Source organism: Lichenicola cladoniae, from assembly GCF_013201075.1.
Taxonomy (GTDB): domain Bacteria; phylum Pseudomonadota; class Alphaproteobacteria; order Acetobacterales; family Acetobacteraceae; genus Lichenicola; species Lichenicola cladoniae.
In genome coordinates, this window is record NZ_CP053708.1 from 2,734,989 (window position 1) to 2,750,006 (window position 15,018).

The following is a 15,018-nucleotide window of genomic DNA, read 5'->3' on the forward strand; positions in this document are numbered from 1 at the left end:
CGATCATGCGCGTGCCGGCAGGTGATGTGGACGCGAGGCTGCGATACCGGGGCTTTTGAGAAGCTTTGTGGCGGCAACATCGCCAGACCCACGGCGACTACCGCCGCGGCGGTGCGAAGCGAGTCTGCGCCTGGACGTGCCGTGCCGATGCCGTTCATCCTGGGCAAAACTCGGAGCTGCGGCTTGATGCGGATGTTGATGATTGCCGGCCTGGCAGGGGTGCTTGGCGGTTCGGGCCCGGCGGCACGGGCGGCCACGGCGGAAACCCCGCTGCACCTGTTCAAGACGGTGGCACTGGCGCCCGACGGCGCTCATGTCGCTGCGATCGAGAGCGACGACCTGCCGTCCGATACCGAGGTCCCGGTACGGCTGCTGATCCATGACCTCGCCGGCAATGCGGTGGCGATCCCGCTTCCCTGCGACGGCAAGCCCGGCTGTATTCCGTCGTCGCCGGCCTGGAGCCATGACGGAAGCAAGCTGGCCTTTCTGCTCGAGGAGCCCGGCGGCGCCACCAGCGATATCATGACCGTGGCTGCGTCGGGCGGCGTGCCGACGCAGCTGCTGGCGTTCAAGGGACCGCTCGACAGTCTCCGCTACGGCCCCGGCGATGCGATCGCGGTGCTGGCGACAGCGCAGGCGCATAAGCGACTGGGACGAAACCAGGCGGCGGCGGCGCTGCAGGGCGAGATCGGGGTCGAATCCGACGAGCAGCGGATCGCGGTCGTTGCATCGGGCGGGCTGCAGTTCGTCTCGCCGGCGGACCTGTATGTCTATGAATATGACTGGCGGCCGGATGGCGGGTTTGTCGGCACCGCGTCGCATGGCGACGGCGACGCCCACTGGTGGGTGGCCAGGCTGTATGCGTTCGATCGCGGAAAGGCCGCACGCGGGCTGTTCACGCCGGGTCCGCGCGAGCAGCTGGCGACCCCGAGCGTGTCCCCGGATGGACGCCAGGTTGCGTTCATCGGCGGCTGGATGAGCGATTTCGGCTCGACCGGCGGCGACGCTTTCCTGCTGGACCTGGACCGGCCGCAGGGTCCCCTCGATTTGACTCCGGGATCGCATGCGACGGTCACCGCACTGGACTGGCACTGCGGACCGGGATTGACGGCGGTGCTGCTGGCGGCGGGAAACACCTCGGTCATCACCCTGGAAACAGGCAAGGCAGCGACCCCGCTCTGGTCGGGGGATCGTGCGCTTTCCGCCGGCGGCGGCAACCAATCGCTGTCATGCGGACGGCACGCCACGGCCGCGGTCGCGCAGAGCTTCACCGCGGCGCCCGAGATCGTGGTCGGTCCGATCGGGGCCTGGCGGCCGGTCACCCATGCCAACACTGGGCTCTTGGCCCCGGCGACCGCGCGCTCGATCGTCTGGAAGAATGACGGGTTCGATGTGCAGGGCTGGCTGCTGCAGCCGGCGGGTGCAAGCGCCGGGACGGGAACGCCGGGCAAGCGGCCGCTGATCGTGGATGTGCATGGCGGGCCGGAAGCGGCAGCGGGACCGCGGTTTCCATCGACGCGCGGCACGGTCCGGGCGCTGCTGGCTCAGGGCTGGGACGTGTTCCAGCCGAATTATCGCGGCAGCTACGGGCAGGGCGAGGCGTTCGCTGCCGGCAGCATCGGGGATCTCGGCGGCGGCGACTGGCGCGATGTGCTCAGCGGCGTGGACGCGGTGCTGCGCCTAGGCGGCGTCGATCCGAACCGGCTCGGGATCACCGGCGGGTCCTATGGCGGCTACATGACGATGTGGGCGGTGACGCAGACGCACCGGTTCCGTGCGGGGGTCGCGGATGCCGGGGTGTCGGACTGGCTCTCGATCGAAGGCGAGGCGCCACAGGCCGGATCGGACCAGGTCAATTTCGGTGGATCGGTCTATGACGACCCGGCACCGTATCTGAGGGCGTCACCGATCACCCACATGAAGGGCGTCTCCACGCCGGTGCTGATCGCGGTCGGCGAACGCGACGTCGAGTGCCCGATGCCGCAGAGCCAGGAGTTCTATACGGCGATGATGGCCTTGAACGTGCCGACCAGCTTCGTGGTCTATGCCGGCGAGGGCCACATGCTCCGGCACCAGGCCAACCGCGACGACCTCAACCGGCGGACCATCGCGTGGTTCTCGCGATGGTTCGCGACATAAGGAGAGGTGGGGCCGGGCGGAAGTCGGGGCCGCCCGGTTCCGCTGGTTCGATAGCCGGGCCGTCGGCGTCGCCCCACCGTGTTAGGTCCGAGGAGCAACCGAACTGAAAACTATTACAATCACGGCACAATGGTCGCGCGACGGTTTTCTCTCATTCCGACGGGTAGCGGACAGGTTCGAGCGAAGCTCAGCAACTCCATGATGCGCTTGGAAGACTAAGAACCATTTCCTGGCCATCAATCCGTGTGTCTAATCTCAGGCGAACTTCTGGTTCCGTTAATACGCGCGCTGCTTTACGGTAAGCCGGCCCAGCATACCAGCTCCGCCACCATCGTGAAGAAGTTGCTGCGGTCTGGGCTGCAGTATCAAGCCGGACCGCACTCCTCAACTTTGGGCGCACAGCCGGCGGCTATTATTTTATCAACAGTTCCGGCTCGATAATCCATTCAACAAAGCGCTGAAGGGATTTACAGCTCTCTTAGAAGGCATCTCACGTTGAGGACCTCGAAGCCAAACCGTTGAGACATAGCCAAGTCTTGGTTTTTGCGAGCTTCTGCCCTTCTGTTAGAAATTGCCAATGCCTATGCGTGACGTGTGGAACTTCCGCATCAACAAATTTATCGGGAACGACCTCGTTCCAGAAACGCATAGTATGCGATGCGCAGATCGGGCACTTTGGATGCCTCCCGACAATAAACGCCCTACCTTCGTCATCCGGATCACAAGCCACTTCCCCATATAAGCGTTGAAGCAAATCGGCGCGCTTGTTGGCAGTTAAATGTGCCGTCTCAACTAGACCCCTCAAAAGCGTACTCACTTCCGGGTAGGTCGAATCAGCGAGAGCATCGAGATACGAGATCGATGTACCGCCTTCATCACGGAGCAGGAACTTTCCATAGGTGTTGAAGGGCAAGGCCGGAGCATTGAACTTGTGGCCAAGTGGCTCGCAGACATATTGGAAGAGTTGAAGTTTCATGGCTTTGCCGGAGCTGATGCTACAGGACTTGGTATCTCATTGTAGTCGTCCAAGATAACATAGTTCACTGTTCCTGGCACACGCTCGGAATAGAAACGAGGCGCATTATAGCCTCGTTCTCACGTCTGGGCACCGATGGCCTGAGTGCCTGAAGTGATCGGTCCGCCGACGTACTTCCACGCCGATGCGGTGTCAGGATTAGTTAGGCCTTGCACCGCCGACAATTCGGATCAGGTGGCGCTCTGGCCGCCATCCACGACCAGGACTTGGCCGTTGACGTAGGAGGCGCGGTCGGACAGCAGGAACAAGGCGACCTCGGCCATCTCTTCAGGTTCGGCAAGACGGCCGAGCGGGATGCCGTTTGCGAACGGATGGCTCTCGGCGCCTTCCGCATTGGTCTCGATCCGGGATGTCGTCATCGGCGTGCGGGTGATGGACGGGTTCACCGAGTTCACGCGGATGCCGAACGGGCCGAGCTCGACCGCGGCGGCCCGGGTCAGCGAACTGATGCCGCCCTTGCTGGCGCTGTAGATCGAGGTACCCGGGGCCGCGATGTTGGCGAGCACGGAACCGTTGAACACGATCGCACCACCGCCGCCCTGCTTGCGGATCTGGGCTACCTCGGCCTGCAGGCAGAAGAATGCCGATTTGAGGTTGGTGTCGACGATGCGATCCCACGCCGCTTCGTTCAACGTCTCGATCGGGCCGCCGCCGCCAACTCCGGCGTTGTTGAACGCAACGTCAAGGCGGCCGTACCGGGCCACCACTTCGGCAATGATACCCGGGATGCCACCGATGTTCCCGAGGTCGGCCTGGATGAAGACCGCCGTGCCGCCGGCTGCCTCGATCTCGGCCACCACCGCCCTGCCCTCCTCGATGCGGCGGCCGGTCAGCGCGACCCTCGCACCTTCGCGGGCGAACAGGATGGCGCTGGCGCGACCGATGCCGGATGTGCCGCCGGTCACGAGGGCGACCTTTCCCTCTAGCAAGTTCATGAAAGCTCCTTAAATTATGACTGACATCTAACGGTCGTTAGATGACGTTGATAATCTAAGCAGTCAAGGGGTGCTGGCGGTGGGCAGGGTTTCGCAGGAGCAGGCGGCGGAGAACCGGGCGAAGGTGGTGGCGACCGCCGCGTCGTTGTTCCGCGAGCGCGGCCTGGAGGGGGTCGGGATCGCCGAGCTGATGGCCGAGGCCGGGCTCACGCATGGCGGCTTCTATGGCCAGTTCGGCTCGAAGCAGGAGCTTGCCGGCGAAGCCTGCGCCCATGCGTTCGACAGCACCGAGCGGGCGTGGAGTTCGGTTGCCGTGGGCCAGGCGGCGGGACACGACACGAACCGGCTACGCCGGATGGCCGAATTCTACTTCACGCCGAGGCCACCCGCGGCCGGATGCCCCATGGCGACGCTCGCCGGCGATTCGGCCCGTGCCCCTGCCGGCGGACCGGTCCGGCGCGCGTTCACCGCCGGGTTGCGCCGGATGGCGGACCTGGTCGCCCGAACACCGCGCCAGCCGGTGGCCGGACCGGACGATGCGTGGGACGCGCATGCGCTGGCGGTCATGGCGGCGATGGTTGGGGCCTTGGTGCTGCGCCAGGCAAGCGACGATCCAGAGCTCGGCGATGCGATCGAGCGCGCGGTGATGCGTCTGGCCGGGGAGCAGCGGGCCTGACCGTGGCCCCGGCGGTGGCATCCGGCATTTCCCCCGGCCGGTAAAGCTGCTTCATCTGGCCACGAACAGGGCCGGCTCGACCGGCCCGCACGCGATGACGGAGCTTTCCACCATGGCCAAACCGACGATCTACGATTTCAAGCTCACCAGCCTTCAGGGCGAGACGCTCGACCTGTCACAGTTTGCCGGCAAGCCGCTGCTGCTGGTGAACACCGCGTCCAAGTGCGGCTTCACGCCGCAATATGAGGGCCTGCAGGCACTCTGGACCGGCGAGCGCGAGCGCGGGCTGACGGTCATCGGCATCCCAAGCAATAATTTCGGCAGGCAGGAACCGGGCGACGCCAATGATATCGGCGCCTTCTGCAGCAAGAACTACGGCGTCAGTTTCCCGATGACCGAGAAGATGCAGGTGCGTGGTCCGGACGCTCATCCGCTGTTCGGCTGGCTTGGCCGCGAGGGCGGGATGCTGTCGCGCCCGCGCTGGAACTTCTTCAAATACATCATCGCGCGGGATGGCTCGCTGGCGAGCTGGTTCTCCAGCATCACCACCCCCGACAGCAGCCGGTTCCGCACCGCGATCGACCGGGTCGTGCTCGGCGGCTAGCGCATAATCCATCGCAGGCGCCGTAAGAGGACACGCGCATCGTGCGATCGGCAGAATCGCCTTCGGCCTGATCTGTGCCGGCGCGCGGTCCGCCCTGGCCGATCCGCAGGGGTTGAACCTCGATCGACAGCCTGGTCCAGCTCACCGGAAACAGCCGCCTGCTGCCGGCATTGGCGCTGCACGGGTTCTACGAGATCCCCTGCGGCAGCGGACACAAATCCGCGCGGATACACGTTGTGCGGCATCGCCACCAGGCGACCCGACCAGATGGAAATTGCGGGCGGGATCTCGTTCCTGGTCGCCGCACACACGGCGATGGTGCTCGCCGTCGTGCAATGCGCGCAGGCGACGGTCGGCCACGACCAGAGCTTCATCGATGGGGGTTTCCTGCATGATATCGACGAGGACCGGTCGTTCGGCCTCGGAGCGGGAGCCGGGATTGCGCAGAATTCGCCGCAGCTCAGGGTGTTCGTGTCGCTGCAGCGCAGTTTCGAGCTGTTCTGACCGGGCGCCCTGACCGTCCGGGTCCACGTCTCGCCGGACTGACTTGCCGCGATCGTCGGACCCACGATCGTCGGTCAGGCGCCCACGAAGTAGAACGCCAGGCCGAACAGCAGGTACACCCCGATCAGCAGCATGCCCTCGAACCAGTTGGTCTCGCCGTCGGCGGAGATGGCGCGGACGATGAAGGCGGCACCGGCGATCGCAAACAGTTCGAGCGGGTTGAACACCAGGTTCATCGGGTGGCCGATCGCCCAGGAGGCCAGCACCAGGATCGGGGCAACGACCAGCGCCATCTGGATCGCCGAGCCGATGCAGATGCTGAACACGATGCTCATGCGATCCTGTCTGGCGAAGGCGACGGCGGCGAACAGATCCGCCGAGGTGCCGACCAATGCCAGCACGATGACACCGAGGAACGCCTGGGACACCTGCAGCAGCGTCGCCGTCGCTTCCACGGCGTCGGACACGAGCTCGGATTCGGCGGCGATGAAGATCGTGCCGACGATCAGCACGGTCAGCGACCTGGCGAGGCTCCAGGCCGAATTCCCGCTCGGTTCGTCGCCCGCGAACACGCCGCGATGGGTCACGAGGGTGAAGATCAGGTTCGCGCCATACAGCCCCAGCAGCACGATCGAGGCGCCGATGCTGAGCCGCTCGTCGACGGCGTCGGTGTTGGCCATGCCGGTATGCGCCTGGATGTCGAACATCGCCGGGAGCAGCAGCGCCACGACGACCAGGATCAACAGCGTCGACAGCAGCCCGGTATTGGCGCGGTTGAACGATTGCCGCTCGCGCCACAGCCCGCCGACCAGCATGGCCAGGCCCAGTCCGAGCAGGCTGGTGCCGATGATCGAGCCGGTGATCTGCGCCTTCACGACGTCGGCCTCGCCGTGCGCCAGGACGAACAGCGCCAGGACCAGCTCGGCGATGCTGCCGAAACTGACGTTGAGCAGGCCGCCGACAGCACTCCCGGCGCGTTCGGCAAGCTGCTCGGTGGCGCGCCGGACCCAATCGGCCAGGATCGCAACCGCGACCACCCCGGTCAGGAACAGCCAGATCGGCCCGGCCCCGACCAGATATTTCAGGGCCAGCGAGAGCGGGATGAAGAGCAGCAGGGCGAACGAGATCATTACGCGATCAGGCCATAGAACCGGGCGCTTGGCACGGTCGCCTGGCCCGATCGGACGGCGATGGCCGATCACTTAAGCGTTCGAAACAGGCTGCGTCCGAAGAGGAAGTTGCAGCTTCCGGATCGCGCGTGCCGGCATCGGCACCGGAGTGGAATTATTTTGAAATATTCGAAACCTTTACTCGGATTTGCAGTTCGTTACTACTTCGCTCGCCCTAACGGTCTTGAGTTATAATCGTGACCGGACAACCGGTCGACGTGACCTGAGACAGATCCAGAAACTTTAATGACGCCTCGCCAGGGCGGCAGAGTCATTCTCGTGACTAAGATAGCAGCATCGCGGGGCATCGCGTCCCTGACCGGTATTCGTGGCGTGGCCGCCAGCTGGGTATTCCTGCAGCATATCCAGGGCTTCGCGACACTTGCGCTGGCTGCTCCCTGGCTCATGCACCTGAGAGCGCTGGACGCGGCTCCGCGTGGCATCGAACTGTTCTTTATCCTGTCCGGTTTCATCCTCATGCATGTGCATGCACGGGAGTTCGTGCTCGTCGACCGCATTATGCTGCGCCGCTTCTATGTGCGGCGGTTTTTTCGCGTGTATCCGCTGAATACGGTCGTTCTGCTGGCGATCGTTCCGATCGTGCTGTTATTCCCAAGCTTCGTGGAGGCTTCGAAGCAATATCCAGGTGCGCATTACTCCTACAAGATCCATACGTTTGCGTGGCCCGGCCTGGTGCAGAGTCTGTTGCTTGTCCAGAGTTGGACCCTGGTCAAGCTCGGCGAATGGAACGGCCCGGCCTGGACCCTGAGCGCCGAAGTCCTGGGCTACATATTTTTCCCGTTCGTGGCCAGGTTCATGATGACCCAGCACAGCCTGCGTCGCTGCCTGCTCCTCGGAACGGGCAGCCTGCTGATGCTTTGCCTGGCGATGCTCGCAACCCATCATGTGTTCGAGAATACAAATCCATCCGGAACGATGGGTGCGGTCCGGATGCTGTTCTGCTCGTTCGCAGGCGTGTGCCTCTATCGCTGCTTCGCCATGATGGAGCGGCCGCCGGTTCATCCGGACCTGCTGTGCGGTATCGGCATCGCCGTGCCGGTCGCCACCATGTTCGTGCCGTTTGCCTCGATGCTGGATGTTTTCGGCTTCGCTGCCCTCATTCTTGGGCTTGCCTATCAGCGAGGCGCGATCAATCGCGCCTTCGCCAGCCGGCCTGCCCTGTTCATGGGAAAGATCTCGTTCTCGTTCGCGCTGGTGCACGGCGTGCTGATCGCGTTCACCGAATGGTGCCTGCGCAAGCCGTTCCTCGAACATTCGCGCCTGTTCGGAGCCGGCTGGCTCCTCGCGATCGTCCTGTCCTGCGTGCTGCTGGGGATATTGCTGCATGCGGCCGTCGAGATTCCGGGGCTGAGGGTCGGTCGACGTGTGAACGACGCTCTCGATCGTGCCGCCGGGGTTGCGCCACGGACCAGGCCGCTCACCACGAACCGATAGGCAACGGTGCCGGGATCGAGGTTCGGTCGTTGTCGCGAACGTCGATAGTTCGGCGGGCCAGGACGCAGGTGGGTGTACCGCCATCACGACCGACACCCTGTTCTTGTAGGGCCGCTATCGGCTGTGCCTGAGCGCGGCCAAGGCGAGCAGCCCGTCGATCATGATGTCGGCATCGTGGTTCTGGGTCCGATGGTTGACGATCGCGGCGCGGATGGCGCGAACACCGCCGATCGTGGTGGTGGAGGGGACCGCGATGCCGCTCTCGTGCAGGTCCTTCACCAGTTCGGCGTTGAACTGGTCCAGATCATCGGCGCCGCGACAGAACCGGAAGCAGACGATGTTGAGGCCGACCGGTGCGAGCAGTTCGAGATCGGGCTCGGCCTCGATCCGGGCGGCCAGGTGACGGGCGACCGCGCAGCACTGGTCGACCATTTCGCCCATCCGGTCGGCACCATAGGTGCCCAGCGTCATCCAGACCTTCAGGGCACGAAACCCGCGCGACAGGTCGGGGCCGAGGTCGCAGGGCCACGGTGCGTTGCCGGCGGCTCCGCGATCCTCGCGGCCGAGATAGGCCAGCGTCTGTGCGAAGGCGTCGGCCTGGGCGCCCGCGTCCCGCACCACGACGCAACCCGCGTCGTACGGAACCTGTGCCCATTTGTGGAAATCGAACGCCAGGCTGTCGGCACGCTCTATGCCGGCCAGGTGTTGTCGCAGCGTCGGCGACAGGGCGGCGAGCGCTCCGAACGCACCGTCAACGTGGAACCATATCCGCTCGCGGGCACAGAGCGTGGCGATCGCGTCGAGGTCGTCGATGGCGCCGGTATCGACCGAGCCGGCGGTGGCCACCACGATGAACGGATGCAGCCCGGCGGCGCGGTCGCGGGCGATCGCGGCTTCCAGTGCGGGCAGGCTCATGCGGTGGTTCGGGTCGACCGGGACCGCACGCAGCGCCTCGGTGCCGAGGCCGGCCATGTCGAAGGCGCGGGGTATGCAGCCATGCGCGCTGCTGCCGGCATAGCCCACCAGGCCAAGGCTGCCGACGCCGCCCGAGCGGACCGTGGGCCCGGCCCAGGCGCGACGGGCGGTGAGCACGGCGATCATGTTGGCCATGGACGAACCGGTCACCAGCAGGCCGGAACTGGTGTCCGGCATGCCGACCATCTCCGCCGCCCAGCGTATGACGGTGCGCTCGAGCTCGATCGGCGCATGGTCGCGGCCGCCGAGATTGGCGTTCAGCCCGGCGGCCAGCATCTCGGCCAGCATGCCGATGCCGGTGCCGCCGCCATGCACCCAGCCCATGAAGCGGGGATGGGTGTTGCCGAGCGCATACGGCACGATGCGCTGCTGGAATTGCTCATACAGCTCGGCAGGATCGGATGGTCCACGCGGCAAGGGCCGTCGCAGCGCCTGGCGTTCGGAGGCAGGCATCGGCTGCCAGACCGGGTTGTCGGCGGGATCGGCGTCGCTCGACTGGGTGGCCAGCCGGTCGATCATGTCGTCCAGCATGCGATGGCCGAGCGCCCGCAGGCTCCCCCAGTCTTCTGGATCCAGTCCGGCCATATGCACTCCTGCAGTTCCGAAGATCGGCGCTATGTGGCACGGATTGCGCCGGGACCCCATTCTGCCCGCGCTGAGGCTCTTCGAGGATGTGTTCGAGATGTTCTTCCCCGGCTTCCACTACGAGGAAATGACACTGTCCGGCACCCGTTACCGGATGCGTACCGGCGGCCTGGCCGGCTGGCGTTCGGTGCCTCTGCTGCTGCTGCATGGCCAGCCACAGACGCACGCGATGTGGCACCTGGTGGCGCCGGCACTGGCGGACGGGTTCAGCGTGGTGTGCGCCGACCTGCCGGCACACCTGACCCTGGCCGAACTCGCGCACGACATGCTGGTGCTGATGACCCGGCTCGGACATCGGCGCTTCGCGGTGGCCGGCCACGATTTCGGCGCCCATGTCGCCGCCCGGATGGCGCTGGATGCCCCCGACCGGATCGAACGGCTGGCACTGGTCGAGGCGGTGCCCCTGCTGGCGCATGACGGGCGCGCCGACATGGCATTCGCCCTGTCCGGATACGCCGCCTGCTGGTTCGCGCAGCTGCACCCGAAACCAGAGGCGCTACTGGTCAAGGCACCGGATGACTGGTTCCGGCTGGCCCCGGACGAGGCACGAGAGATCTTCCACCCCGAGGCGATCGCCGACTACCTGCTGGAAGGGCCTTGGAACGAGGATCTGCGCGGCCATGGGGCGGCGGCGGACGGACCGGTCCCGACGATCGACCACGAGCAGCGCAGCAGGCAGACCCGGATCACCTGCCCGGTCATGCTGGTCTGGGGCACCCGCGGCCGGATCGGCGGCTGGTACGATCCACGCACATTGTGGGCGGCCGGGATCGAGGGTGAGGTCTCCGGCGGACCGATCGAGGCCGGCCATTTCAGTCCTGAGGAAACGCCGGGGGAACTGGCGGGGCTGTTCCGGGAGTTCTTCGGGCGTGGGCGGAGCGAAGGCGGCGAGGCCACTGCGGTCGGAGAAACTACTTAAAAAGAAGTTTCCAGTGCGGTCCTCGTGTGTTCGCCAGTCGTCGGACGATGATAACCGGCCGTGGGATCGACGCGGCTTGGTGGATACCTTGATGCTTTCGGCATAGGTGTTCCCGATGCGCGGAAGTCGCCACACTATTCGCCTGAGTTCCGCCGTAGGATGATCGACCAAGGCTGTCGAGCGCAGAAGTCTACCGGTTGCACTGCTGTTCCTGCTTATTGGCAGCACAATCGTTTTATTCGTCCCTGGTAACCGGGGAGCGCTACCTCTCGAACCCGATCGCCAGTGCGATCTGACGACGGATGGCGGTAAGCTGGTCCTCCGTAATGCGAGAGGGCGTTGGCTCCTTCGCAGCGCGTCACCCCCGCCGATCGGCCAGCACAATCTGTCCGGCCCGGAGGACGAGAGGTGCTGCCTTAACCGGCATCGGTGCCCGGCGTGCACCAGCTCTCATAGAACGCGCGTGCTTCAGCGGAGGTCGCTACGTGACTGGCCACTGCTCCGCTCGCGTCACGGATCCGGGCACGCCGTGCTTCCCGCGCAGCCTGCGTTGCGAACTCGCGCGACAGGGTTCCGAGACCAATCCCACGGCTCCTGGCCTGAGTTTCAAGCTCGTGACGGACATCATCATCATCAAGGCGGATGGAGATCGGCACACCCATGACTCACCTCCACATCGCCAGAAATCCACTACATGAGTGTAGCGTGGATACACCCTGCAGATGCAGCGATCTGATCAGTAGCAGCGACCGCACGATCGACCTACGTGGGGCAGACCGGGGACAGCCTCGATTGATGCCGGCCATGGCCGATCCCGACACCCGTTTGATCATGCAGGCCTACCTCCAGCATCCCCATCCTGGACCCACCCTGAGCCGCTTCCGCACACGGGAGTGCGAAGCTACGGTGCAATGACCCAACGATCCGGAGCATCATGCGCCCTCTTTTTCCGCTCGCCCTGCTCGCCGCCACGTGCCTGGCAGGCGTCGTGCCGGCCGGTGCCGTGTCCACCGCCACCGGCTCGCCCGCCTACCTCACCGAGATCGAGGGCACGCAGGCGCTGGCCTGGGTGAAAGCCCACAACACGCAGACGCTTTCCACGCTGCAGGCCGACCCACATTACCAGCCGCTGTTCCAGCAGGCCCTGGCCCTGGCGCAGGATCGCGACCGCATTCCGGCCCCGTCGATGATCGCCGGCCAGGTCTATAATTTCTGGCAGGATTCCGACCATGTGCGCGGCATCTGGCGGCGCACCTCGCTGGACAGCTACCGCAGCGCGGCGCCGGCCTGGAGCACGGTGATCGATCTCGACGCGCTATCCGCGTCGGAGCACGCCAACTGGGTCTGGAAAGGCGCCGATTGCGCGGAGCCGACGGAGCATTTGTGCCTGGTGCATCTGTCGGATGGCGGCGAGGACGCGGTCACGCTGCGCGAGTTCGATTTGAGCACGGGCGGGTTCGTGAAGGACGGGTTCTCGCTGTCGCGCGCCAAGCAGGAAGTCGCCTGGGTCGACGACGACACGCTGCTGATCGCGCGGGACTGGGGCCTGGAACACGGCCACGCGACCGTCACGCCGTCCAGCTACGCCTTCGTGGTCAAGCAGTTGAAGCGGGGCCAGGCGCTCGGGCAGGCGACGGAGATCTATCGCGGCAAGCCGACCGACATGTCGGTGGCGCCGACCGAACTGGTCGATGGCGACGGGCACCGGGTGAGCCTGATCACCCGCGCGGTCAGCTTCTTCGAGTTCGAGTTCCGGGTCATGACACCGCATGGCCTGGTGCTGCTCGACCTGCCGAAGAAGGCGACCGTCGAAGGCCTGGTAGCGAACCGGCTGATCGTGAAGATCGACCAGGACTGGACCCCGAAGGGCAGCGCCATGGTCACCGCCGGAAGCCTGGTGTCTCTCGATGCCGGCCATCCCGACGCGCCGCCGATGGTGATCTTCAAGCCGACCGACCGGCAGTCGATGGACACCGTCTCGGTGTCCCGGGACCGCGTCGTCGCGGGGATCTACGACAATGTCCGCGGCCAGGCCTGGGTGTTCACGCCTGCCGATGCCGGATGGACGGCCAGGCGGCTGGCGCTGCCGGACAATGTTTCGATCGACGTGGCGGACAGCAACATCCATGACGAAAACACCTTCTTCGACGTCACCGGGTTCCTGAGCCCGACGCAGCTCTGGCTGGCGGACGCGGCCACCGGGACAGCCACGACCATCAAGTCGCAGCCTGCCAAGTTCGACGCCGCACCGTACGCGGTCGATCAGTACGAGGCCGTGTCAACGGACGGTACCAAGGTGCCGTATTTCGTGGTGCACAGGCGCGACCTGAAGACCGATGGCAGCAACCCGACGCTGCTGTATGCCTATGGCGGCTTCCAGGTCTCGATGACGCCGACCTACTCCGGGGCACTCGGCAAGCTGTGGCTCGATCGCGGCGGCGTCTATGTGCTGGCCAACATCCGTGGCGGCGGCGAGTTCGGGCCGCGCTGGCACGAGGCCGGCGTGCAGACGAAGCGCCAGCATGTGTTCGACGATTTCGCAAGTGTCGGACGCGACCTGATCGCCCGGAAGATCACCTCGCCGGACCGCCTCGGCATACGCGGCGGCTCGAACGGCGGGCTGCTGATGGGGGTCGAGTTCACCCAGCATCCCGAGCTCTGGAAGGCGGTGATCATCGATGTACCGCTGCTCGACATGATGAACTTTGAGACCATGTCGGCGGGGGCGTCCTGGGTCGGCGAATATGGCAGCGTGCATGTGCCGGCCCAGCGCAGGTTCCTGGCCGGGATGTCGCCGCTGCAGAACCTGAAGGCCGGGGTGAAATATCCCGAGCCGTTCATTTTCACCACGACCAAGGACGACCGGGTCGGACCGGTGCATGCCCGCCGCTTCGCGGCGCGAATGGAGGCGATGGGGCTGCCGTTCCTGTATTTCGAGCAGACCGAGGGCGGTCATGCGGCCGGCGCCAACCTGGTCGAGAAGGCCGAGGAACAGGCACTCGAATTCACCTACCTGACCCGGAAGCTGATGCCATGAAGACGATGAATTTTGCTGTCCCTGCGATGATGGGCCTGATGCTGGGCAGCTGGACCGCATCGCCCGCGTTCGCCCAGCCGGCGGATGTCCGGCAGGGCGGCATGGCGGCGCCGACGCCGGGCGTTGCCGCCAGGCGCGAGCGACTGCCGCCGGGGACCTACATGTCGGGCGCCCTGCTGCCGGATACGTCGCTGCTGCTGCCGCCGCCGCCCCTGCCCGGTTCGCCGGAACAGGCTTCGGACCAGGCGGTGTTCAGGCAGTCGCGGGCCTACAAGGACACACCGCGGTGGCGCCTGGCCCAGAACGACGCGCTGCTCTCGACGCCGGCCCTGCTGGCAGACTTCTCCTGCGCGCTTGGCTTCGCGATCGATCCGGCCAGGGCGCCGGCGCTCGTCTCTTTGCTGGAGCATGCCGGTGCCGACATGGGACCGGAAATCGACCGCACCAAGAATCTGTGGCAGCGCCACCGTCCGCATATCGGCAACGATGAGCCGATCTGCGTGGCACGGCATGGCAGCCTGGACCAGAGTCCGGCCTACCCGTCCGGCCACACCACCCTGGAGTTCGGGACCTCGCTGATCCTGGCGGAGCTGGTGCCGGACCGGGCGGCCGAGCTGGTCCGGCGCGGGCGGACGCTGTCGGAAAGCCGGATCGTCTGCGGCGTCCACTGGCTGAGCGACGTGCAGGCGGGCTTCCTGGAGGCGTCGTCGCTGGTGGCGGCGCTGCATGGGAGTGCCGCCTTCCGCACCGACATGGACAAGGCGCGCGCGGAACTGGCCACCCTACAACGACCCTCCCCGAAGGCACCGGACGCCGCTATGTGCCAGCTGGAAGCCGACGCCGCGTCGCACTCGCCACTGTTCCGCGAGCAGCCCGCCGGCCCATAATGGCCCATGACCCGGCGCGGCAAACAAACCTGTGTTC

Annotated in this window: 13 protein-coding genes; 8 read left to right on the forward strand and 5 right to left on the reverse strand. The window is 65.7% G+C overall.

From position 1 onward, the window contains the following. Positions 1-186 precede the first annotated feature (186 nt). Positions 187-2,139, forward strand: a complete 1,953-nt coding sequence (locus HN018_RS12560; RefSeq protein ID WP_239479298.1) for a S9 family peptidase — start codon at positions 187-189, stop codon at positions 2,137-2,139. 490 nt (positions 2,140-2,629) lie between these two features. On the opposite strand, the gene HN018_RS12565 is transcribed toward HN018_RS12560, so the two are convergent. Both HN018_RS12565 and HN018_RS12570 read right to left on the reverse strand, forming a co-directional pair. Next, the gene (locus HN018_RS12565; RefSeq protein WP_171836354.1) at positions 2,630-3,115 is read right to left on the reverse strand and encodes a hypothetical protein; all 486 of its coding nucleotides are present in this window, start codon (positions 3,113-3,115) and stop codon (positions 2,630-2,632) included. Positions 3,116-3,345: 230 nt separating this feature from the next. Then, entirely contained in the window at positions 3,346-4,110 is a 765-nt protein-coding gene (locus HN018_RS12570) for an SDR family NAD(P)-dependent oxidoreductase (RefSeq protein ID WP_171836353.1), read from the reverse strand. Positions 4,111-4,189: 79 nt separating this feature from the next. Between HN018_RS12570 and HN018_RS12575 the strand changes: the two genes are divergently transcribed. The 3 genes from HN018_RS12575 (at position 4,190) to HN018_RS12585 (ending at position 5,894) form a co-directional block, all read left to right on the forward strand. Next, the gene (locus HN018_RS12575; protein WP_171836352.1) at positions 4,190-4,786 is read left to right on the forward strand and encodes a TetR/AcrR family transcriptional regulator; all 597 of its coding nucleotides are present in this window, start codon (positions 4,190-4,192) and stop codon (positions 4,784-4,786) included. A gap of 112 nt (positions 4,787-4,898) precedes the next feature. Continuing rightward, complete coding sequence (locus tag HN018_RS12580) at positions 4,899-5,390, forward strand: glutathione peroxidase (protein ID WP_171836351.1); 492 nt, start codon at positions 4,899-4,901, stop codon at positions 5,388-5,390. A 234-nt stretch (positions 5,391-5,624) separates the two neighbouring features. Next, positions 5,625-5,894, forward strand: a complete 270-nt coding sequence (locus HN018_RS12585) for a hypothetical protein (protein ID WP_171836350.1) — start codon at positions 5,625-5,627, stop codon at positions 5,892-5,894. 74 nt (positions 5,895-5,968) lie between these two features. Here HN018_RS12585 and cax read toward each other — a convergent pair whose 3' ends face one another. Then, entirely contained in the window at positions 5,969-7,024 is a 1,056-nt protein-coding gene (gene cax / locus HN018_RS12590) for a calcium/proton exchanger (protein ID WP_171836349.1), read from the reverse strand. Positions 7,025-7,342: 318 nt separating this feature from the next. Between cax and HN018_RS12595 the strand changes: the two genes are divergently transcribed. Continuing rightward, complete coding sequence (locus HN018_RS12595) at positions 7,343-8,518, forward strand: acyltransferase family protein (protein WP_171836348.1); 1,176 nt, start codon at positions 7,343-7,345, stop codon at positions 8,516-8,518. 114 nt (positions 8,519-8,632) lie between these two features. Here the strand turns inward: HN018_RS12595 and HN018_RS12600 are convergent, their stop codons facing one another. Further along, positions 8,633-10,078, reverse strand: coding sequence for a pyridoxal phosphate-dependent decarboxylase family protein (locus HN018_RS12600; protein ID WP_171836347.1), 1,446 nt, complete (start codon positions 10,076-10,078; stop codon positions 8,633-8,635). A gap of 31 nt (positions 10,079-10,109) precedes the next feature. On the opposite strand from HN018_RS12600, the gene HN018_RS12605 reads away from it, so the two are divergent. Beyond that, a complete protein-coding gene (locus HN018_RS12605) occupies positions 10,110-11,057 on the forward strand; it encodes an alpha/beta fold hydrolase (protein WP_171836346.1) in 948 nt (315 codons plus the stop codon). A gap of 416 nt (positions 11,058-11,473) precedes the next feature. Here the strand turns inward: HN018_RS12605 and HN018_RS12610 are convergent, their stop codons facing one another. Beyond that, entirely contained in the window at positions 11,474-11,719 is a 246-nt protein-coding gene (locus HN018_RS12610; protein WP_171836345.1) for a hypothetical protein, read from the reverse strand. Positions 11,720-11,991: 272 nt separating this feature from the next. On the opposite strand from HN018_RS12610, the gene HN018_RS12615 reads away from it, so the two are divergent. Beyond that, a complete protein-coding gene (locus HN018_RS12615) occupies positions 11,992-14,094 on the forward strand; it encodes a prolyl oligopeptidase family serine peptidase (protein WP_171836344.1) in 2,103 nt (700 codons plus the stop codon). Next, positions 14,091-14,981 carry an acid phosphatase gene (locus tag HN018_RS12620; RefSeq protein WP_171836343.1) on the forward strand — a complete coding sequence of 297 codons (891 nt, stop codon included), beginning with the start codon at positions 14,091-14,093 and terminating at the stop codon, positions 14,979-14,981. Before HN018_RS12615 ends, HN018_RS12620 begins: the two co-directional genes overlap by 4 nt. The last annotated feature ends 37 nt before the right edge of the window (positions 14,982-15,018 follow it).